Here is a 21,473-nt window from a genome sequence, read left to right on the forward strand (position 1 = left end):
AAGTCCGTGAGCAGCAAGTCCGTGAGCAGCAAAAACCCGCCGTTGACGCCGTCGGCGCAAAAAAGGCTGTTTTTGTCCAAACGGTACGACAATCCCCTGTCTCGCCCTGCGGCTGCCTCTACGCCAGAACCCGCCGCCCTGCCGTTGCATCCTCGCCGTTGCATCCTCTCTGGCGCGCCTTTGCTATGAAGCGCCGCGCCCCCAGCTGTTGCGCGAAGCCACCTTGGACCGCCGAGCTTGCGAGGCGGGGGCTGGTGTCGTAAGGATTGGGGGAAAATAAGATTTTTTTGATGCCGACAAGGAAACGGCGGATTTTTGCGCGCAGCGGACTCAAAAGTCCGTGAGCAGCAAAAACCCGCCGTTGACGCCGTCGGCGCAAAAAAGGCTGTTTTTGTCCAAACGGTACGACAATCCCCTGTCTCGCCCTGCGGCTGCCTCTACGCCAGAACCCGCCGCCCTGCCGTTGCATCCTCGCCGTGTTGCATCCTCTCTGGCGCGCCTACTCCTCAGGCGGCAAGCCCGTAAGCGCGCGCACATAGTTATTCAGAAAACAAATGGCGTCCACGCTGAGAATCTCGCACAAATGGGGCGGATCCTTCTTGTGGAAGCCGCCGGGCCGCAGATCACTGCAGCCCAGACTGCCAAAACGCGCGGCAAACTCGCGGGCATAAGCGGCACAAATATCCACGGTTTCGTCCTCGCTCAGCCCCAGCCGCGCCCCGTACAGCCCAAGAAACAGCAGACCGCCTTCCACCAACCCGCACTGGGCGCCAATGCCCCCGGCCCCGTGGCAGCCCACCACGGCCTGATACAACTGTGGGTGCACCTCCTGCCCCGTCAGGCTTTCCATGCAGCGCAGGGTAGTACGCGCGCAGTTCATATCCCTGTCCCAGTAATAGTGGCGCACCAGGGCGGCCACGCGGTCGTGTACGGTCATGACGTCCTCACCAGGTTCAGAAGGTGTCGCCAACGCGGCAGAGCCAGATCCAGATCAAGATAGCCGGGAGGCAGGGCCAGCGGGGCCGCTGCGGCCAGGGCGGCCTTCACGTCCTCCAGAGTGCCCGTGCGGGGCAGGCCCGGCACATCCTGCAAGGGGCAGAGGTCAAAATCATTGGCCGGCAGCATGACCATGACCGGCAGCCCCTTGAGGGCCGCCTCCAGGGCCACGGTAGTGGAGTTGCTGGCCCAGACCAGCACGCCCGGCGCAAGCTGCGGTCCGATGGGGCCTTCCAGCACCCGCACCTCGCCCGCGCGACCGCCCAGCAGGATTTGCAGACGCTCGCTCACGGGCAGGTACGGGTGGGGCTTGACGCAGACTTCCCAACCCTCCAGCAGCCCGCCCAGCAGGGAGCGGGCCAGCAGCCGCAGGTGCGCGTCTGTTTCATCGGCAAAAAAACCCGTCACGGCCAGCAGTCGCCGGGGGGACGGCGGGGACAACGGCGCGGACAACGGGGGCACGCCATCCGCAAAAGAAGACGCAAAAGACGGCGCAGAGGCAGCAGCGGGAGAGCCGCCTGGCGCGGATGCGTCTGCAGGGGCATTCCCGTCAACGGTTCTGGCAAGATAAAGATAGCGCAAGGCTTCCACCAGGTCCAGCCTGTCGGCGGGCAAGCCCGCCTCCTGCCACTGCGCCAGGGCAGAGCCGCCATTGGCGCGCACCTGATCGGGCTGCAGAACGGCCAGGGGCGGCGCAAAGGTGCGAGGATCGTCAAAATAGCGGAAGTCTGTGGGCCGGATGGTGGAATGCTGGGCCCCCACCACCGGGCCGTTGCCCGCCCGGTGCGTGGCCGCTGTGAGCATACGCTCCCATGGGCAGTTTTCCAGAGGAAAGAGCGTCCAGCGCTGGGGCCCGGCGGCCGCGGCGTAACACTCGCAGGCGCGCAGCTGCAGGCAGCGCTCCAGGCCGCGCCAGCCCCGGAAGGATTCAGCCCAGTACGGCCCCAGGTATTCCCAGAAATTCAGCTGCGACCCCGGCAGCCGGAAGGCCGGACGCGCGGCCCGCTCCAGACGCAGGCTGGAAAAGCAGATGCGCATGTAGCGCCAAATGGCAACGGCCAGATCGCGGGGCCGCAGCAGCTCCTCCAGATAGTGGAAGCTGCAGCCGTCCGCGCCGTTCTGCCGAAAACGGTCGCGCAGAGCCAGACATTGGTCCAGGCTGAGCTGCGGCGCGGGAAAACGGATGAACAGCCAGCGCACAAAATGCCTGCCCTCGGCTTGGGCGGTGGCGTTGAGGGCGTCGTGCAGGCTCTCCCAATAGCGGGAGCGGAAGCGTCCCTGCCGGGCCGCGTCCATATCCACGTTGGGGAAGTAAGTAGCGATGGTGGCGGTTTGTCCGGTTGTGGGCGACAGCGGGCAGGCAGGCAAGCGCCGCCGCACGGTCCACCACCAGTGGGCGTAGCGGGCCAGGGCGCGCACAGGCGCCGGGCAGGCCGCGTAACAGCGCTGCAGCAGGCTTTGCCGCACCGGAAGGGCGGCGTCCGTATCCGGCCCCACGGCGGCAAAGGTGCGGCCTCCGGCACGACAAAAGGCTTCCAGTACGCGGCGTAGGCGCGCATCGCCGCCGTTCAGACGCAGGGACGTGACGCCCTTGGCGTCCATAAAGCGTTCCAGAGCGCGCAGTTTGTAAACTTCGTAGAGACCCGGCGTCATCTTGGGATGGCGTTCGTAAAGCAGGGAGCACCACCACAGGGACAGAGACGCTCCACCGGTAAGGCGATCCTGCAGTTCGCGCCCTCCTGCGTCCAGCCGACCCAGCTCATAGGCCCAAGCCGCGTGTTCCGCGCGGATGTCCGCAAGCTCCCGCCGCAGCAAGGCAGGCAGAGAGTACTCACCCTCCGGGGCCTCCCAACCCTCCCAATGGAGCACCAGGCGTTCCGGCCCGCAGTCCGTGCAGCAATCCCGTCCGCAGGGCTGCGGACGGGGCACCGCCACCGCCGCCACTACCAGTTCCAGTTCCATAGCCGCACCTCAATGGTCCGTTGCGGGGGCTGCGTCGCAGGCCCGACCCGCGTCGGCGTCGTTGCAGGCCGCCCAGATGGAAAGGCCGTAGGGCGGGCGCAGCACGCCTTTTTCTGTGATGATGCCCGTAATAAACGCGGCCGGGGTCACGTCAAAGGCAAAATTGTATACGGGTACGCCCTCTGGACACAGGCGGGTCGGGCCCATCTGGGTCACTTCCTCGGCCGGACGCTCTTCAATGGGGATGGCCGCGCCCGTAGGCGTGGCCGGATCAATGGTGGAAAGAGGCGCGGCCACATAAAAAGGGACGCCGAAGTGCCGGGCCAGCAGAGCCACACCCAGGGTGCCGATCTTGTTGGCCGTATCGCCGTTGGCGGCAATGCGGTCCGCGCCCACCACCACGCGCTGCACCAGCCCCTTGCTCATGAGCAGGGCGCAGGCATTGTCACAGGCCACAGTCACGGGGATGTCGTCCTTGTGCAGCTCCCAGGCGGTAAGCCGCGCGCCCTGCAGAAAAGGCCGTGTTTCGTCGGCGATGACCCGGATGCGCTTGCCGGACTCCACAGCGGCGCGCACCACGCCCAGAGCCGTGCCGTAGCCCGCTGTGGCCAGCGCCCCGGCATTGCAGTGGGTCAGCACGGTGTCGCCGTCCTCCAGCAGAGCCGCGCCGTGGTGGCCCAGGGCCCGACAGGCGGCCACGTCCTCTTCCTGCATGCGCCTGGCCTCTTCCATAAAGGCCGCCAGCAGGGCTTCCCGTCCCGTTTCCGGCCCCAGCCGCCGCCACAGGGCGCGCAGGCGCTCCACAGCCCAGCGCAGATTCACGGCCGTGGGTCTGGCCTGGGCCAGGGCTTCCAGGGCCGCGTCCAGCCGGGCGGGCCAGTCTGCGCCAGGCGGCAGGCCGTGCAGGGCCAGCACGCAGCCCCAGGCCGCGGTAACGCCGATGGCCGGCGCACCGCGCACCACCATACGGCGCAGAGCTTCGGCTACTTCCTGAGGCGTACGGCAGAGAACGTAGTCCTCCGCTGTCGGCAGCAGACGCTGGTCCAGCAGGCACAGTGCCGGAATGGCGGGGTCAAAGCGGATATGTTCTTCCATACCGTCCTCCTGGCGTAGCCCAGACTACACCAAGCGGCTTCCAAAGGCAAAAGCGCCTTTACAAAACGGCGGGCCGCTGGCTATGCTGCCTGTGCCGGAAACGCGGCCGATTGCGGGGCCGCGGCCCGGGCTGACGCGCTGCCCCGGACGGGCTTCCGCATGGTGCGGAGGTCACGCCGCGGGCGTCTGACGCGCCGAACCATTCAGGAGCCAGTGACATGGAAGATTTCTCGCGGATTCGCCGTCTGCCCCCCTATGTGTTTGCGCTGGTGGGCGACCTCAAAATGCGGCTGCGGCGGCAGAACATTGATATTGTGGACTTCAGCATGGGAAATCCGGATATTCCCACGCCGCCCCACATTGTGGAAAAACTTGTCGAGGCCGCCCAAAAGCCGGTAAACCACCGTTATTCCCTTTCCCGCGGCATTCCCAATCTGCGTAAGGCCATCTGCGACCGTTACGCCCGCAATTACGGCGTGCAGCTGGACCCGGACAGTGAAGCCATTGTCACCTTGGGCTGTAAAGAAGGTCTTGCCCACCTTTCTCTGGCCATGCTGGAACCGGGCGACGTGGTGCTGGCTCCCGACCCCACCTACCCCATCCACAAATACGCCTCGGTCATCGCCGGGGCGGACGTGCGCAGCGTGCCCATCGGCCACGGCCGCGATTTTTTTGAGGATCTGGAAACAGCCACCCGCCAGGCCTGGCCCAAGCCCAAGGTGCTCTTTCTCTGCTACCCGCATAACCCCACCACAGAAGTGACCGACCTGGAATTTTTCCAGAAGATTGCGGATTTTGCCAAAGAGAACAATATTTGGGTGGTGCACGATCTGGCCTACGCCGACCTGGTCTTTGACGGCTACAAGGCCCCCAGCTTTTTGCAGGCCAAGGGAGCCAAGGACGTGGGCGTGGAGTTTTACTCCATGTCCAAAAGCTATTCCATGCCCGGCTGGCGCGTGGGCTTCTGCGTGGGCAACCAGCACCTGATCCACTCTCTGGCGCGCATCAAGAGCTACCTTGACTACGGCATGTTCCAGCCCATCCAGATCGCCGCCACCGTAGCCCTCAACGGCCCGCAGGACTGCGTGCAGCACATCTGCGACGTGTACAAAGAACGGCGCGACTGGCTCATTGACGGGCTGAACCGCATCGGCTGGCAGACGCCTTCGCCGCGGGCCACCATGTTTGTCTGGGCGCACATCCCCGAACCCTTCCGCAAACTGGGCTCAGTGGAATTTTCCAAGCTGCTGTTACAGGAGGCCCATGTGGCCGTTTCACCGGGCCTGGGTTTCGGCTCCTACGGCGACGAATACGTACGCTTTGCCCTTATCGAAAACGACCAGCGTACCCGACAGGCCATGAGCAGCATGCGGCGTCTGCTTTCCGGCGTGGGCGACTAGCCCCAACCCTTTGGGCCGGACGTCCGGCGGCGGCAACGGAGCAACTATGACCAAGAACAGTGACAAACCCCTGGTGGCGGCACTGGCCGGCTACGGCACCGTGGGCGGCGGCCTGGTACGGCTGCTGCAGGAAAATGCGGAGATCATCCGCCACCGCACGGGGCGCGACATCATCCTCAAAAAAGTGCTGGTACGCGACGCCGCCAAGGCGCGCAGCGTGCCCCTGCCGCCGGACGCCGTCCTTACCACCGACCCGCGCGAACTCACGGACGACCCGGAAATCGACGTGCTGGTGGAGCTTATGGGCGGCATCGACCACGCCCGCGCCCTTATTGACCGCGCCTTGGACCAAGGTAAGCACATCGTCACGGCCAACAAAGCCCTGCTGGCCGAAGAAGGCCTGGCCCTTTTTCAGAAAGCCGACCGCAAAAAGCGCGTGCTGCGCTATGAGGCCAGCGTGGCAGGGGCCATCCCCATTGTAGAGACGCTCAAGGAAAGCCTGGCAGGCAACCGGGTGCTTTCGCTCATGGGCATTCTCAACGGCACCAGCAACTACATCCTCTCGGCCATGACCTCCGACGGGGTGGATTTTGACCTGGCCCTCAAGCAGGCCCAGGAACTGGGCTATGCCGAGGCCGACCCGACCCTGGACATCGACGGGCACGACGCGGCCCACAAGCTCATTCTGCTCATCCGTCTGGCCTTCGGTGCGCACTATCCGTATACGGCCCTCTCTGTGCGTGGCATCCGGGGGCTTTCCAGCATGGACATCCGCCTGGCGCGGGAATTCGGCTACCGCATCAAGCTCATCGGCCAGGCGCGCGAAGCCCTCCGTCCGGAGGGCGAGGAAGGCCCGGTGCGTCTGGAGGCCGGGGTCTTTCCCGCCCTGGTCTATCACAAGTATCTGCTGGCCAGGGTGGGCGGCGTGTACAACGCCATCCGTGTAGAAGGCAACGCCTCCGGCCCCCTCTTCTTCCATGGGCGCGGCGCGGGCGACCTGCCCACGGCCGGGGCCGTGCTGGCCGACCTCATGGCCGTGGCCAGAGAAGAACGCCCCAACAACACGGGCTTTGCCGGCAAGGAACTGCCCAAGGCCGCCATTGTGCCGCCGGAAGAATGGCGATCCTGCTACTATGTGCGCGTTATGGTAGAGGATACGCCCGGCGTGCTGCGCGATCTTTCGGGCTGCATGGCCGCCGAGGGCATCAGCCTGGCCCAGGTCATCCAGAAGTCTGACGAAGGCCACGGCGTGCCCCTGGTCTTCATGACCCATGAAACCACGGCCAAGGCCATGAGCGACGCCCTGCAGCGCACCATGGACGCCGGACTGCTGCGCGAGCCCGCCGTGTACTTCCGCGTGCTGGGCGGCGCGTAGCCACGCCCCCCGGAGACCGCCGTGTTCACCCTGGAATGCGCCACCCACAGCCGCTGCGAAATGCGCGACATCACCGCCGAGGTCCGTTCTTTTGTGCGGCGCATGGCCGTAGAGCGCGGCTGGCGCTACGGCGCGCTGACCCTCTTTTGCCCGCACACCACCTGCGGCCTGACCCTCAATGAAGGGGCGGACCCGGACGTGCGCCGCGACATGCTGGCCTTTTTCAGCCGCCTGGCGCCCGAAGCGGGAGACTACCGCCACGCCGAAGGCAACAGCGACGCCCACATCAAAACCACGCTGCACGGATCTTCACTGCTTTTGCTGGTGGAGGAAGGCGAACTCTGCCTGGGCACATGGCAGGCCGTTTATCTGTGCGAAGGCGACGGCCCGCGCCGCCGCAACCTCTGGCTGCAATGGTTGCCGGGGGCACGGGAGTAACCGCGCATGCCTCACGAAACAGTCCTTATCCTCACGCTGGCCGGCGGCCTGAGCGCCGCCCTGGTTCTGGGCATTATCACCCAGAAACTGCGCCTTTCCCCCCTGGTAGGCTATCTGCTGGCGGGTGTGCTGGTGGGGCCGTACTCGCCGGGCTTTGTGGCCGACGCGGCCACGGCTGCCCAGTTTGCTGAACTCGGCATAATCCTGCTCATGTTCGGCGTGGGCCTGCACTTTCACCTGCAGGATCTGCTGGCCGTAGGGGCCATTGCCGTGAGCGGCGCGATTATCCAGATCTCCGCCGCCACCCTTGCCAGCATGATCATTCTGCACTTTTTCGGCTTTTCCCTGCTGGCGGGCGCGGTGTTCGGCATGGCCATTTCTGTAGCCAGCACTGTGGTGCTTACCCGCGTCCTGGCCGACAACCACGTCCTGCACACCCACACCGGCCATGTGGCCCTGGGCTGGCTGGTGGTGGAGGACATCTTCACCATTCTTCTGCTGGTGCTGCTGCCCGCCGTGTTTGCCCCCGGCGGAGAGTTCTGGAGCGCCCTGGGGCTCACCCTGCTCAAACTGGGCGCCCTTACCCTGTTTACCCTGGTGGTGGGGCAAAAGCTCATCCCGCTTTTTCTGGGCTATGTGGCCCGCACAGGCACGCGCGACCTCTTTACCCTGACGGTCATTGCCCTGGCCCTGGGCATTGCCGTGGCCGCCGCCCACTTTTTTGACGCCAGCATGGCCCTGGGGGCGTTTCTTGCCGGTATGGTGGTGGGACAATCCGAATTCAGCGCCCGCGCCGCCGCCGAGGCTTTGCCCCTGCGCGACGCCTTTGCCGTGCTTTTCTTTGTTTCCGTGGGCATGCTTTTCAATCCGGCGGCTTTGCTGACGGACTGGCCCCTGATGCTGGCCACGCTTTTCATCATTTTGGTGGTCAAACCCCTTGGGGCCTTCATCACCACCAAGCTCTTCCGCAAGCCCCTGCGACTGTGTCTGGCCGTTTCGGCCTCACTTTCGCAGATCGGGGAATTTTCCTTCATCCTTGCCGGGCTGGGCATCAGCCTGGGGCTCTTTGATGAACGGGTCAACAACGCCATTATCCCGGCGGCCATGATCTCCATTACCCTCAACCCCATTATCTACCGCCGCCTGGAAGCCCTGGCCCGCTGGCTGGAATGCCGCCAACCGGGAAAAATCGCCCACAACGAACCCTGCCCAACCCTGCAGCACGAAGACGACGCCTCCCCCGTGGTGGTAGTGGGCTACGGCCCCGTGGGCCGCAGCTGCTGCCGCATCCTGCGGGACAGCGGCGTCCCGGTCATGGTTGTTGAGATGAATATCGACACCGTCCTCCACCTGCGCGACAAGGGACGGCCCGTAGTGCACGGTGATGCCCAGCAGGCTCAGGTGCTGCGCGAAGCCGGCCTGGAAAAGGCCGAAGCCCTGCTGCTCACCTCCACCAGCATACCGGCCAGGGAAGTGACCTCCATTGCCCGTGCCGTCAACCCGGACATACGCATTCTGGCCCATACGGCCTATGTGGGCGAAACCAGCGCACTAAAGGAGCTGGGCGTTACTGCCGTGTTCAGCGGCGAACGCGAGGTGGCCCTGGCCATGTCTGAATTTTTGCTGCGCTCTCAGGGCGCGCCCGAAGTCTATGTCCAGTCGGAACTGGAGCGCGTGCGGGAAAAACTGGCCTGAGGCGGCGCCAACGCGCATCAGCCCCTCCCCCGAACCATTTCCGCAGACCCCGACGCGCACCGTCCGGCGTCTGCCCTTGCCTCCTGCCGCACGGACCAGCCTATGATTCTGCATCTGGACATGGACGCCTTTTTCGCTTCCGTGGAGCAAAGGGACAATCCAGAGCTGCGCGGCCGCCCCGTCATTGTGGGCGGCGGCCAACGGGGCGTGGTTTCCACCTGCTCCTATGAGGCGCGGGCCTTTGGCGTGCGCTCCGCCATGCCCATGGGCACGGCCCGACGGCTCTGCCCCCAGGCTGTGGTTTTGCGTGGCCGACACAGCCGCTACGCCGAAGTTTCCCACACCGTCATGGCGGCCCTGGGCGAATTTTCCCCCCTGGTGGAACAGGCCAGCGTGGACGAGGCCTATATGGACGCCACCGGCCTGGAACGCCTGTTCGGCCCCCTGGAAGAACTCATCGCCCGCATGAAGGCCCGCGTCACCGCCGTCACCGGCGGGCTCACCTGCTCTGTGGGCGCGGCCCCGGTCAAATTCCTGGCCAAAATCTGCTCGGACATCAACAAACCCAACGGCGTCTGCATCCTCCACCCCGAAGAGGTGGACGCCTTTCTGGAAAACCTGCCCGTGGAAAAGCTCCCTGGCGTGGGCCAGCGCGGCGTGCAGCACCTGCACGGCCTGGGCATCCGCAGCGTGGGCCAGCTGCGCCGCTTCGGCCCGGATTTTCTGGAACGCCGCTTCGGCCAGTGGGGCCGCGTGCTGGGCGAACGCGCCCAGGGCCGCGACCCACGTCCTGTGGAACCCGTACGCGCGGCCAAAAGCGAAAGCGCGGAATGCACCTTTGCCCAAGATACCCGCGACCGCGAGCAACTGCGCCGCGCCCTGCTGGCCCACGCCGAGCGCGTGGGGGCCTCCCTGCGCCGCCACCATTGCAAGGGCCGCACCATTACCCTGAAGGTCAAATTCGCGGATTTTCGCCAGCTCACCCGCTCCCGCACGCTGCCTGAACCCGTCAACGCCACGGAAACCATCTTCACCGTGGGCGCGGCCCTGCTCCAGGCCCTGCCCTTGCCCCAACCCGTGCGCCTGGTGGGCCTGGGCGTCTCCGGCTTCGACCAGTCCCCCGCCGCACAGCTGGCCCTGCCCGGACTGACCGCCCCCACGCCCGGCGGCGTGGACCCCGCCCTGGAAGCCCGCCGCGAACGCCTGGACGCCGCCCTGGACTGCCTGCGCCATAAATTCGGCACCCAGGCCGTCCAACGCGGCCGCCTGTTCCACCCCCGCGCGCTCACGGATGAAGAGGAGAGGTAATTTTTTGTGGGGGGAAGGGAACTTTTGTGAACAAAAGTTCCCTTCCCCCCACACCCCCCATCCTTCAAAAAACTTTTTCTTCCCACAGAACCGCGTGGGGCATACCCAGACCGAGGAAACGGATTGGCCGCTTCTGTCTTCGCGGTCGGCGTCCCTGCGGGGCTTCTTCAAAACCGCGCTTCTGTAGAGTCCCGCCCCCAAAGACAGCCCTCCTGCACAGGCCGCCGCAAAAGAAAAATTTTTTGTGGAGAAAGGGAGAAAACCGCCCTGAACATCCTGACCTGCCGCCACATGCCCACTGCCTTTCTCAGGATGTTGCGTAGAGCATACCTGCCGCCACATGCCACTACCTTTCTCAGGATGTTGCGTAGGGCATAACCTGCCGCCACATGCCCACTGCCTTTCTCAGGATGTTGAGCGCGGCATAAAGGGGGGTGGTCGCACAGCGGCACACCCCAGCCGCGCCGAACATGGTCACGCGGACGCCCAACCAACAGAGGGCAAAAAATGACGGCAAACGCGATGAAGACCTGGAGGATACAAAAGCTGCGAAGCACGGGACAACGTAGCGGATGTTGGCTGTAGGGCCTGCGGTTGTTGCGCCCGGCATAAGGGGCGCGGTCGCGCAAGCGGCGCGTCCCAGCCGCGCCGAACATGGTGGGGCTGCCCTGAAAAGCGGGGGGTTATGGGGGGTGTGGGGGGCCTAAGGGGGGGCGCAGCCCCGCCCTTGGCCCCCTGCCCTCGCCGGAGGCGGCCCAAACGCCAGACAAAAACCAAGCCGCCGCGCCCGCAGGGCAACCAGCCCCCGGTCAAGGCAGCCTTTTACTCAATGCCTTTCGCGCAGCGCCCCCCCCGCCTTCCAGCGGAACTCCCAGCCGCGCAGCGGCCCCCTCGCCGGAGGCGGCCCCAATAGCGTGCAAAGGAAAAACCCGCCGCGCCCGCAGGGCAACCAGCCCCCGGTCAAGGCAGCCTTTTACTCAATGCCTTTCGCGCAGCGCCCCCCCGCCTTCCAGCGGAACTCCCAGCCGCGCAGCGGCCCCCTCGCCAGAGGCGGCCCAAATAGCGTGCAAAGGAAAAACCCGCCGCGCCCGCAGGGCAACAAAAAACCAAAATAAAAGCAGGCTTCCCTTCTGCGGTTACCGCATTGAAATGCCCTATCTCGCTCCTTCAGCCCGCTCCAGCAAAGCCATGAATTCCTGATTCCCCTTGGGCCCCTTAACTGCGGCAGGCAACACCCCCCGACAGTCCAACCCCAGCTGCGCCCCGGCAAAGGTCAGGATCTTGTCCACAGCCCGCTGTCGGGCCTCAGGGTCACGTACCACGCCTTTGACCGTTTCGCCCGGCCCCAGCTCAAACTGCGGCTTGATGAGCACGGCGGCCTTCCCGCCGGGCTTAAGCCAGGTCATGCAGGATGGCAGCACCAGAGTGAGAGAAATAAAAGAAACGTCCGCCACCACCAGATCCACGGTTTCGGGGATAAGGTCTGACGGCGCGTGCCGCAGATTTACCCCCTCCAGACTGACCACCCGTGGATCGGCGCGCAGTTTTTCATGCAGCTGATTTTTGCCCACATCCACGGCGTAAACCCGCGCGGCCCCGCGCTGGAGCAGACAATCCGTAAATCCGCCCGTGGAGGCACCAGCGTCAAGGCAGACCAGACCGACCACATCCAGGTGAAAATGCTCCAGGATGGTCAGAAGTTTGTAGGCCCCCCGGCTCACATAGCGCTCCGGCTCCAGAAGGGTAAAGGCCGTGTCCGCAGGATAGGGGTGGCCGGGCTTGGGCACCAGTGTGGGCGGCGCACCCGGCGGCGTGCCGGCCAGGGCAATGCGTCCCGCCATGATCAGACGGCGGGCCTGCTCCCGGCTTTCAGCCAGGCCCTGTTCAAAAGCCAGTTGGTCAGCGCGTTGGCGCAAGGTCTTGGACATGGCGGCTGTATAGCGCCTTCGGGCACGGCTGGCAATGCGCGGCACATTCCCCTTGCCAATCCGCGCGCGAGAGGCTATATATTTTCCCCTTGTGCGACACCATTGCCGCTCGGGGCAACAACGCGCGGGCGTCCGGCAGGCTGTGCGCCGGATTATGCCGCGTTTACAAGGAAAAAGAGTCATGAAAGAAAACATCCATCCCAAAGTGTACAACGCCACCATCACCTGCGCCTGCGGGCATGAAGAAAAAGTGCTCTCCACCAAGGGCGAGCAGGTGCATGTGGAAGTTTGCTCCCACTGCCATCCCTTTTTCACCGGCAAGCAGCGCTTTTTGGATACTGCGGGCCGTATTGACCGCTTCCGCAAAAAGTACGCCAAATTTGAACAAAAGTAAGCGCATGCGTGAGCTTGCGCCCCGTTGTGAAGGGCAGGCCTGCCCTTCCGGGGCAGGCGAACGCGGCGGCTTTGCCCGGCGTTGGCGGTTGTGGCCTTTGGCTGCGGCAGCCTTGCAGCTGGCCTCAGGTTGCCCCGTGGTGGGCGGTCAGGCGGTTATGGAGGGCGTGATGATGCGCAACGGCGCGGTGTACGGCTTGGCCGTGCGCCGGGCCGACGGCGGCATCTGCGCCCGACGTTACCCCTGGTACAGCCTGACCCGCACGTCCTGGCTGCAAAAGCCTTTTTTGCGCGGCTTCCCCGTGCTGCTGGAAACCCTGGTCAACGGGGTCAAAGCTCTCAACCGTTCGGTAGAGGTGGCGGCTCAGGGCGAAGGGGAAGAACTTTCGGGCTGGCAGCTCACCTTGACGCTGGCAGCGGCTCTGCTCATGGCCGTGGGCCTGTTTGTGCTGGCGCCGCACCTGCTCTCCCTGCTCATGCTCTGGCTGGGTTTGGGCGGGGATGTGGAAGGGCTCTCCTTCCACATCTGGGACGGCTTTTTCAAGTGCTGCATTTTCATGGCTTATATCCGGGCCATTGCCTGCGTGCCGGACATCCGTCGGGTGTTCCAGTACCACGGGGCCGAGCACAAGACCATCCACGCCTTTGAGGCGGGGGGAGAAGTGGACGCCACGACGGCGGCGGGCATGAGCCGGCTGCATCCGCGTTGCGGCACTACCTTTCTTTTGTTTGTGATCTGCCTTTCCATAGTGCTGCACGCCGTGCTGGTGCCCCTGCTGCTGCACGTTTACACGCCGCAGAGCGAGGTGGCCAAACACGCCCTGACGGTTGCTTTTAAACTGCTGCTTATGGTTCCCATCAGCGCGTTGGCCTATGAGCTCATCCGCTATGCGGCCCGGCTGCGTCAGGGCTTCTGGGCGACGTTTTTGCGCGCCCCGGGCCTGGCCCTGCAGCGCCTGACCACGGACGAGCCCGACGCCGCGCAGCTGGAAGTGGCTGTGGTAGCCCTGCGCGAGGCCCTGGACCCGGAGGAGGCGCAGCGCGTGCGCGCCGTGCCCTACGCTGCGGACTGAGAATTTTTACCGGAGATCCCATGTTTGCCAAGCTGGAAGGTCTGGAAAAGAAGTATCTGGAATTGGAACACAGCCTGGCGCAGCCCGAGGTGTTCAACGATCAGGAGCACTACCGCAAACTGGCCAAAGCTCACGCGGATTTGCGCCCTGTGGTGGATTTGTTCCGCCAGTACCGCTCCCTTTCGCAGGAACTGGAGGAAAACAAGCAGCTGCTCCACGACGACGATGCGGACATCCACCAGCTTGCCCTGGAAGAAGTTCACCGTCTGGAAGCAGCCCTGCCGAACATCGAGCACAAACTCAAGGTGCAGCTGCTGCCTACCGATCCCCTGGACGAAAAGAACACCATTCTTGAAATCCGCGCCGGAACCGGCGGAGAGGAAGCCGCCCTGTTTGCGGCGGACCTTTTCCGCATGTATTCCCGCTATGCTGAGCTCAAAGGCTGGAAGGCGGAGATTATGAGTGAATCCCCTTCCGAATCCGGGGGATATAAAGAAATTATCTGCCTTATCACCGGCGACCGGGTATACAGCCGCCTCAAGTTTGAGGCCGGAGCCCACCGGGTGCAGCGCGTGCCCGCCACTGAGGCGCAGGGCCGCATCCACACCTCGGCGGCCACCGTGGCCGTCATGCCCGAAGCCGAAGAGGTGGACGTGGAAATCAAGCCCGACGACCTGCGCATAGATATTTACCGGGCGTCGGGCGCGGGCGGCCAGCATGTGAACAAGACGGAATCGGCCGTACGCATCACCCATATCCCCACGGGCACGGTGGTCACTTGCCAGGACGAACGCTCCCAGCACAAAAACAAGGCCCGCGCCATGAAGGTGCTGGCCTCGCGCATCCTGGCCGCCGAGCGCGCCCGCCAGAGCTCGGAGCTTTCCGCCGACCGCAAGGCGCAGGTGGGCAGCGGCGACCGCTCTGAGCGCATCCGCACCTACAACTTTCCGCAGGGGCGCTGCACAGACCACCGCATCAACCTGACCCTTTATTCTCTGGACCGCATCATGGAAGGCGAGCTGGACCCCTTGGTAGAGGCCCTGGTCACGGCGGCCCAGGCGGACGCCCTCAAGGCACAGGCTTCGGAATAGCCGCAGAGGCGTTACGGCTGACGGACAGCGCACGCCCTTGCAGGCGGGCGCACCGGAAAGCAAACGAAACGGCACCCGCACGACGGACAGGAGCGGCAGTTCGTTGCGACACAGTATTGGCAGACAGCAAAAGGCGCGGGGTTTTGCCCCGCGCCTTTTTGCACTGTTGGGCGGATTCCGGTCAGGCGGTCTGGCAGGCCGTGCGGCTTCGGCGCGCGCCGCGCCACATACCGCCCAAAATCATGCCCGCGCCCACCAGCAGCCCGGCGCACATGACCACAAAACTGATCGCCTTGAGCGCGCCCAGCAGTTCGGGGCTCAGATTCATCAGGCCCAGATCCTGCAGATAACCGGGCAAGGCAATGATCCGGCTCACGGCCACAATAAGCATAATGGCGGCCATGACAAATTTGACCATGATGGGCCGCACATAGGTGGTGCCGATGGCCCCCAGCTGTACGCCCAGGAGGGAACCGCCCAGAATGATGAAGACCAGGCGGATATCGATCATGCCGTGCAGGGCCCAGTTGACGGAGCCGCACAGTCCCATGACAAAAGCGGTAACCAGCTCCGTGCCTGAAGCCACCAGCCCAGGCACGCCCAGCACATAAATGAGGCCCGGCACGCCGATAAACCCGCCCACGGCAATGGTGGCGGCCAGCATACCCGTAGCGATGCCCACCGGCAGGGTAAACCACAGAGAAATGCGCAACCCAGAACGAGGAAAGGTAATCATGGGCGGCAGCTCAATGCGCTGCAGACGCGCGGCCAGGGGCGGCGTACCCTCAGGCGCGGCGGAATGGGAGGCCCGCAGCGCGTCCTTGAGTATATAACCGCCCACAATAACCAGCACAGCCACAAAAGAAAGGCTTACATACAGGTTGGAACCGGCCTGGCCCCAGCGCTCCAGAATGATGTTCTGGATGCGGATGCCGAATTGCACGCCCACCCCGGCAGAGGCGGCCACCACCAGACCGAGCTTGATGTCCACCTGCCCAAAGCGAAAGCGCCGGATGGCCCCCACCAGGGCTTTGGGAAACTTGTGGCACATGTTGCTGGCCACAGCCACGGTGCCGGGCACGCCCAGGCCCATCATACCCGGAGTGAGAATAAAGGCCCCGCCGGAACCGATAAAGCCGCTGACCAGCCCCCCCACAAAGCCCACGCCCAACAAAAAGGCGATGGACACCGGAGTCAGGGTAATGAACAGGTCGGGGTTGAGCGTGAACACGTCCATACGCTTTTCCTTTTAGAACAGATTACCTTTGAAATATGTATTCGCAACGTTTACGGCACGCTCGCTCCAGCGCTTGAGCGCAGAAATAAATAGCGCTTGCGCCTCCACGGCGGGCGTTTGCTTACGCAACCACCAGGGCATGTTAACGTTAAAATGCCCTAGCGAAAGCCGTTAACTGTGTGCGGCGGCCACATCCAGCCGCACAGGACGGCGAGACGCAGTGCCCCGCCGGTTCGTCGCCTCGGCGGCCTGGGGCGCGGCGGCCTCCTGCTTGCGCACGCCGGTAATGCCGCACAGTTCCCACAGGGCGGCGGCAAAGCTGCCGTGCACATATGAAAGCACCAGCACGGACACAATGGGCAGCACGCTCCACCAGCCGCCCCGCGCGCACAAAGACGCAAAGGCCGTGGCATGGCTGAAGGCCAGCACATAAATGAGCACACTGCCGCAGCCAAAGAGCAGCAACCGCGCAAGGGGCGTGCTCGCATGCTTTCCGTCAACGCTCCAGACGTCTTCCACCCAGCCGGGCTGGCCCGCATCGGCATACGCCACGGCCGTGAAACAATCTTCCATGTGTTCTTGCAAGCTGTTCATGGCTACCTCCTGCTTTTCCCTTTTCAACTTTTGTGCCATAAATCCCAATCACACATCTTCATTATTTTATTACTTATTTTTTTCAGCTGTTACATTCTGGAGGCCATATCGTTGCATTGTGAAACAAATTTTTTCGGCCAAAACTCCACAGGCGGTCGCAAACCCCGCACGCAGGCTCTTGCAGCCACTGTTTCATTCCGCTACGCTGTTTCAAAGTTAAACAGATACCAGCCCAGCGTCCGGAGGCCGCATGTCCCTGCTTTCACTTCGCCAGACCCTGCGCGGCAAAATCATCATGGGTATGGGGCTTTTTTTGGCCCTGCTGCTGCTGTTGGGCGGCATTGCCAGGTATGACCTGGGCCGCATAGAACGGGCCGCCAGGCTTATCGATATGGTGGACGACCTGCGCAATGATGTGCTGGAAATGCGGCGCTATGAAAAAAATCTCCAGATTTTTCCCGGCCGCGAAGGCGATTTGGCGGCTTTGCGCCATTTTGTGGACAATGCCCGCGCCAGAGCCGCCGCTATCCTGGAAGCGCACACCACCGCCCTGGGGCACCGCCCCGGCGACGGCACGCACCACAACCTGGGCCAGCTTCTGGAAGGGATGGAAAAATACGCCCGTCTGCTCACCCACCCGGATGAAAACCTGTCGGCTCTGAGCAGCCTGGGCACCGGCCTGAGTAATCTGGCAGACGCCGTGGTGCGCCAGATGCGCCAGGGCATTTTCAAAACCGTACGGGATCTGCGCCTTCAGTTGCTGGCCGCAGTGGTCACCCTGCTGGCCTTGGGCGTGGTCTTTGCCTGGCAGCTGGTCCGCCGCGTGCTGCTGGCCCTGGGGGCTATAGAAAGCGCCGCGCTGGAGGTGGGCGCGGGCCGCCCCTTGCCCCGGCCGCCTGCGCAACTGGAAAAAGAAGCCCGCCATGTGCTCCACACTCTGGAGCAAATGACCGCTGAGCTGGAAAACCGCCATGCCCTGCTGCTGCAGGAAAAAAAACTGGCTTCTCTGGGCGTGCTCACCGCTGGGGTGGCCCACCAGCTCAACAATCCGCTCAACAATATTTATGTGGGCTGCGGCCTGCTGCGCGAAGATCTGGAGGACGGCAGGCAGGGCCGCCGCCCCCCGCCTGCGCCCGACGACGTCCTGGCCCAGCTGGACGCCATCAGCGCGGAGACCCTGCGTGCCCGCGACATTGTACGCGGTCTGCTCGATTTCGCCCGTAACACGCCTTTTACGGCTACCTTCCAACCCCTGGCCCAGGCGGCGGCCCAGGCCCTTGCCCTGGTGCGTCACGACCTGGGGCCCGGAGTACAGGTAAGCGTCCACATCCCCCAAGACCTTGTCCTGCCCCTGGACGGCCGACATATGCAAGAGGCCCTCATCAACCTGCTGCTCAATGCTGCCCAGGCCATGCACGGCCAAGGGCACATCCGCATCACAGCCGTCGCCGACACTGACGCCGACCAGGCCGTACTGCGCGTGGAAGACTCCGGCCCCGGCATCCCGCCGCAGTACCTGAACCGTATTTTTGACCCCTTCTTCACCCTTAAGCCCGTGGGCGAGGGTACGGGCCTGGGGCTTTCTATCGCTTTCGGCATCGTGCGCCGCCACCACGGACGCATCGACGCAACCAACCTCCCCGAAGGCGGCGCGTGCTTCACCCTGCGGCTGCCTCTCACACCCCACAAGGACGGTACGGCATGACCACCCTTCCCCCGGCCAGAATTCTGGTGGTGGACGATGAACGCCTGGCGCGCGCCAACCTGGCGCGGGTGCTGGAACGTGAAGGCCACTTGCTGCGCCAGGCGGCCAGCGGCGAAGAGGCCCTTGCCCTGCTGCGCGACGAACCCGCCGACCTGGTCATCACAGATCTGGCCATGCCCGGTATGGACGGCATGGCCCTGCTGCGCGCCGTGCGCGCTGAGCACCCGCAGACAGAAATCATTATGGTCACGGGCTATCCCATGATCGAAAGCGCCGTGGAGGCCATGCGCCAGGGGGCCTTTCACTACCTGGCCAAACCCTATTCCCTGGACGAAGCCCGCCTGCTGGTGCGCCGCGCCCTGGAAAAATGCCGCCTGCGCCAACAGGTGGAACAGATGCGCGCGCAACTGGAAGCCGAAGGCCACATGCCCCCCATGGTGGGCAATTCTCCGGCCATGCGCGGCCTGCGTCAGGCCCTGCAACGCCTGGCCCCCACGGATGTGGCCGTGCTGCTGCAGGGCGAAACAGGCACCGGCAAAGAACTGGCCGCGCGCACCATGCACGCTCAAAGCCAGCGGGCCCGACGACGCTTCCTGGCCGTTAACTGCGGGGCGCTGGCCCCGGAACTGCTGGAAAGTGAACTCTTCGGCCACGAGCAAGGGGCTTTTTCCGGCGCGCTGCGCCGCAAGGAAGGCCTCTTTGAAGCCGCGGACGGCGGCACGCTCTTTTTGGACGAAATCGGCGAAATGCCCGTCCCCATGCAGGTCAAACTGCTGCGCGTTTTGCAGGAGCAATCCCTGCGCCGGGTGGGCGGCACTGCGGATATCCCTGTGGACGTACGCATCATCGCGGCCACCAACCGCAATCTCAAGGACGAAGTGGCCGCCGGGCGCTTTCGACGCGACCTCTACTACCGCGTGGCCGTGGTCACGCAGGAGGTGCCGCCCCTGCGCAGCCGCCCCGAAGACATCCCCCTTCTGGCCCGCTACTTCCTTGAAAAACTCGCCGCCGGCAAAAACGCCCCTCTCGAACTGGACGATGCAGCCCTGCAGGCCCTCTGCGCCTATCCTTTTCCCGGCAATGTGCGTGAACTGGGCAATATTTTGGAGCGTGCCGCCGTGTTTTGCCCCCAGGGCGGCCGCATAAGCCCAGCCAGCCTGCCTGCGGAAGTGCGCGGCGGCGCACCGGACCCGCAACCCGCGGATACGCCGTCCATGCCGGACGCTTCGCCAGCCACGCCAACCACGCCCACAAGTCTGCCTCCCCTTTCCCCGACGACGACGCCATTCGCGTCGGCCACGCCCCCGACCACGTCAATCCCCTTCCCGACAACGTCCCAAACGTTATCTTCCGCCGCCATCGTCGGCCCCAACCAGCCTGCGGGCACAGACACCTTGCCAACCTTGGCCGAACTGGAACAAAAATACATCCTCCAGACTCTGGAACGCGCCCAGGGCAACCGCACTTTGGCCGCCGACCTGCTCGGCATCAGCCGCTCATCCCTCTGGCGCAAACTGCGCCAGTACGGCGTGGAGTAAAACGAGAGGGTAAGACCGCAAACCTGAAGCTGTTGTCAGCTGTCAGGTCAGTATTTAGGGCAGGTTACCTTTGGAAATATGTATTCTCAAAGTTTACAGCACGCTCGCTCCGACGCTTAGCAGCGCAAATAAATTGTATTTGCGCAACCGCTAGGGCATTTTAAAATTGAAATGCCTGGGACGGCTCCGGACTGCCGACAGGCTTTCGGGGCTGACGCAAAAACGGCGCTTTATTTCCCTAATTCGCATCGCAAACCAATTTTTTCACAGTGGTGCAGCCATGCTCCGGTGCTCATCTTATTGAGAACGCCGGGGCGTGTTTCAATCCACGCCCCCGTGAAGGGGCGACTGCTGGATGAGTTCGCATTCCACGCGGACTCCCGCGTTTCAATCCACGCCCTGTGAAGGGGCGACACAGTAACGGCACGAGCGTGTTCTGTGTAACGGCAGTTTCAATCCACGCCCCCGTGAAGGGGCGACTGTTCTTGGCGCACTTGGTGGTTCGGAACTCGGCAAGTTTCAATCCACGCCCCCGTGAAGGGGCGACCATGCGATGGTTGTCTGGTACATCAGGCAGCTTGTTGCAATCCACGCCCCCGTGAAGGGGCGACAAAGTCAAAGCCCCGATTGACGGTACTCTGCCCTTGTTTCAATCCACGCCCCCGTGAAGGGGCGACCGTTCGGACACGGACTCTTCTACGCGCAAGCCTGTTTCAATCCACGCCCCCGTGAAGGGGCGACCTTCTTTGCTCTGTGGAATGGTCGTACTTGTGACCGTTTCAATCCACGCCCCCGTGAAGGGGCGACCCATTGAAAAGGCGCTGCGCGAAGTGGAGAAACAGTTTCAATCCACGCCCCCGTGAAGGGGCGACGCCCGACAATGTGCTGTTTACCATTTCCGAGCGTGTTTCAATCCACGCCCCCGTGAAGGGGCGACTCCTGAATCATGCCCTGCTCGGCGAGCCCGGTCAGTTTCAATCCACGCCCCCGTGAAGGGGCGACATGGACAACTTCGAACGGTTGATGGTCGTTGCCGGTTTCAATCCACGCCCCCGTGAAGGGGCGACACGACCATAGGATTCCAGCCCATAACGAGAGTACTTGTTTCAATCCACGCCCCCGTGAAGGGGCGACGAGTTTTCGGGGCCTATCCCCCGCTCGCAGATACAGTTTCAATCCACGCCCCCGTGAAGGGGCGACGTTGGAGCCGGAGAGAGATAACCCCCGGCTATCGTTTCAATCCACGCCCCCGTGAAGGGGCGACTGCCAACCGTGCCGCCAACTATCGCGGGGGCGTTAGTTTCAATCCACGCCCCCGTGAAGGGGCGACCTTGATCCAGCCGAGATCTCCCGACTTGAGAGGTTTCAATCCACGCCCCCGTGAAGGGGCGACCGGTTCGTTCCCTGGACTGCGTGTAGGTCAGGGTGTTTCAATCCACGCCCCCGTGAAGGGGCGACGTAGCTAGTGACGCGGCGCGGGGTCGTGTCATAGTTTCAATCCACGCCCCCGTGAAGGGGCGACACAACCGTAAATTTGTTGGTTGATTTGCTGGTTAGTTTCAATCCACGCCCCCGTGAAGGGGCGACCGACCAGTGCCGTTCTTTTTCCGAGACTTCAAAGAGTTTCAATCCACGCCCCCGTGAA

16 protein-coding genes and 1 CRISPR repeat array (1 of these 17 running past the window's edge) are annotated in these 21,473 nt (G+C 63.8%); of the genes, 10 read left to right on the top strand and 6 right to left on the bottom strand.

Features of this window, described 5'->3' with window-relative positions:
- Nucleotides 1-499: 499 nt before the first annotated feature.
- Genes EB812_RS01235 through mtnA form a run of 3 tightly spaced genes read right to left on the bottom strand, consistent with a single transcriptional unit; the run spans nucleotide 500 to nucleotide 4,053 of the window.
- Nucleotides 500-937: a C-GCAxxG-C-C family (seleno)protein gene (locus EB812_RS01235; protein ID WP_130957740.1), complete on the bottom strand. Its 438-nt coding sequence runs from the start codon at nucleotides 935-937 to the stop codon at nucleotides 500-502.
- Nucleotides 934-2,958 carry a TIGR04326 family surface carbohydrate biosynthesis protein gene (locus EB812_RS01240; RefSeq protein ID WP_130957741.1) on the bottom strand — a complete coding sequence of 675 codons (2,025 nt, stop codon included), beginning with the start codon at nucleotides 2,956-2,958 and terminating at the stop codon, nucleotides 934-936. The genes EB812_RS01235 and EB812_RS01240 overlap by 4 nt, the downstream gene beginning before the upstream one ends.
- A gap of 9 nt (nucleotides 2,959-2,967) precedes the next feature.
- Nucleotides 2,968-4,053: an S-methyl-5-thioribose-1-phosphate isomerase gene (gene mtnA, locus EB812_RS01245; RefSeq protein WP_118230835.1), complete on the bottom strand. Its 1,086-nt coding sequence runs from the start codon at nucleotides 4,051-4,053 to the stop codon at nucleotides 2,968-2,970.
- Nucleotides 4,054-4,271: 218 nt separating this feature from the next.
- On the opposite strand from mtnA, the gene EB812_RS01250 reads away from it, so the two are divergent.
- From EB812_RS01250 to EB812_RS01270, 5 genes are all read left to right on the top strand, one after another.
- Nucleotides 4,272-5,453 (top strand): aminotransferase class I/II-fold pyridoxal phosphate-dependent enzyme, encoded by a 1,182-nt coding sequence (locus EB812_RS01250; protein ID WP_118230834.1) that lies wholly within the window; start codon nucleotides 4,272-4,274, stop codon nucleotides 5,451-5,453.
- 46 nt (nucleotides 5,454-5,499) lie between these two features.
- Entirely contained in the window at nucleotides 5,500-6,828 is a 1,329-nt protein-coding gene (locus EB812_RS01255) for a homoserine dehydrogenase (protein WP_118230833.1), read from the top strand.
- Nucleotides 6,829-6,849: 21 nt separating this feature from the next.
- Nucleotides 6,850-7,266, top strand: a complete 417-nt coding sequence (locus EB812_RS01260) for a secondary thiamine-phosphate synthase enzyme YjbQ (RefSeq protein ID WP_118230832.1) — start codon at nucleotides 6,850-6,852, stop codon at nucleotides 7,264-7,266.
- Nucleotides 7,267-7,272: 6 nt separating this feature from the next.
- Entirely contained in the window at nucleotides 7,273-8,961 is a 1,689-nt protein-coding gene (locus EB812_RS01265) for a cation:proton antiporter (protein WP_118230831.1), read from the top strand.
- Between the two features lie 102 nt (nucleotides 8,962-9,063).
- Entirely contained in the window at nucleotides 9,064-10,269 is a 1,206-nt protein-coding gene (locus EB812_RS01270) for a DNA polymerase IV (protein WP_118230830.1), read from the top strand.
- 1,154 nt (nucleotides 10,270-11,423) lie between these two features.
- Here the strand turns inward: EB812_RS01270 and EB812_RS01275 are convergent.
- Nucleotides 11,424-12,197 carry a TlyA family RNA methyltransferase gene (locus EB812_RS01275; RefSeq protein WP_118230844.1) on the bottom strand — a complete coding sequence of 258 codons (774 nt, stop codon included), beginning with the start codon at nucleotides 12,195-12,197 and terminating at the stop codon, nucleotides 11,424-11,426.
- A 181-nt stretch (nucleotides 12,198-12,378) separates the two neighbouring features.
- On the opposite strand from EB812_RS01275, the gene rpmE reads away from it, so the two are divergent.
- From rpmE to prfA, 3 genes are all read left to right on the top strand, one after another.
- Nucleotides 12,379-12,591 carry a 50S ribosomal protein L31 gene (gene rpmE, locus EB812_RS01280; RefSeq protein ID WP_118230843.1) on the top strand — a complete coding sequence of 71 codons (213 nt, stop codon included), beginning with the start codon at nucleotides 12,379-12,381 and terminating at the stop codon, nucleotides 12,589-12,591.
- Nucleotides 12,592-12,748: 157 nt separating this feature from the next.
- Entirely contained in the window at nucleotides 12,749-13,663 is a 915-nt protein-coding gene (locus EB812_RS01285; RefSeq protein ID WP_118230845.1) for a DUF1385 domain-containing protein, read from the top strand.
- 20 nt (nucleotides 13,664-13,683) lie between these two features.
- Complete coding sequence (gene prfA / locus EB812_RS01290; protein ID WP_118230842.1) at nucleotides 13,684-14,754, top strand: peptide chain release factor 1; 1,071 nt, start codon at nucleotides 13,684-13,686, stop codon at nucleotides 14,752-14,754.
- 181 nt (nucleotides 14,755-14,935) lie between these two features.
- Here prfA and EB812_RS01295 read toward each other — a convergent pair whose 3' ends face one another.
- Together EB812_RS01295 and EB812_RS01300 are read right to left on the bottom strand one after the other, a co-directional pair.
- A complete protein-coding gene (locus tag EB812_RS01295; RefSeq protein ID WP_118230841.1) occupies nucleotides 14,936-15,991 on the bottom strand; it encodes a sulfite exporter TauE/SafE family protein in 1,056 nt (351 codons plus the stop codon).
- Nucleotides 15,992-16,162: 171 nt separating this feature from the next.
- On the bottom strand, nucleotides 16,163-16,585 hold the full coding sequence (locus EB812_RS01300; protein WP_118230840.1) for a hypothetical protein: 423 nt from the start codon (nucleotides 16,583-16,585) through the stop codon (nucleotides 16,163-16,165).
- Nucleotides 16,586-16,835: 250 nt separating this feature from the next.
- Between EB812_RS01300 and EB812_RS01305 the strand changes: the two genes are divergently transcribed.
- Both EB812_RS01305 and EB812_RS01310 read left to right on the top strand, forming a co-directional pair.
- Complete coding sequence (locus EB812_RS01305) at nucleotides 16,836-18,290, top strand: sensor histidine kinase (protein ID WP_118230839.1); 1,455 nt, start codon at nucleotides 16,836-16,838, stop codon at nucleotides 18,288-18,290.
- Nucleotides 18,287-19,828, top strand: coding sequence for a sigma-54-dependent transcriptional regulator (locus EB812_RS01310; RefSeq protein ID WP_118230838.1), 1,542 nt, complete (start codon nucleotides 18,287-18,289; stop codon nucleotides 19,826-19,828). The genes EB812_RS01305 and EB812_RS01310 overlap by 4 nt, the downstream gene beginning before the upstream one ends.
- Nucleotides 19,829-20,277: 449 nt before the next feature.
- Nucleotides 20,278-21,473: direct repeats of the CRISPR family, unit length 31 nt; unit sequence GTTTCAATCCACGCCCCCGTGAAGGGGCGAC; it runs 5,770 nt beyond the window's last position.

Source organism: Desulfovibrio legallii, from assembly GCF_004309735.1.
GTDB lineage: Bacteria > Desulfobacterota > Desulfovibrionia > Desulfovibrionales > Desulfovibrionaceae > Desulfovibrio > Desulfovibrio legallii.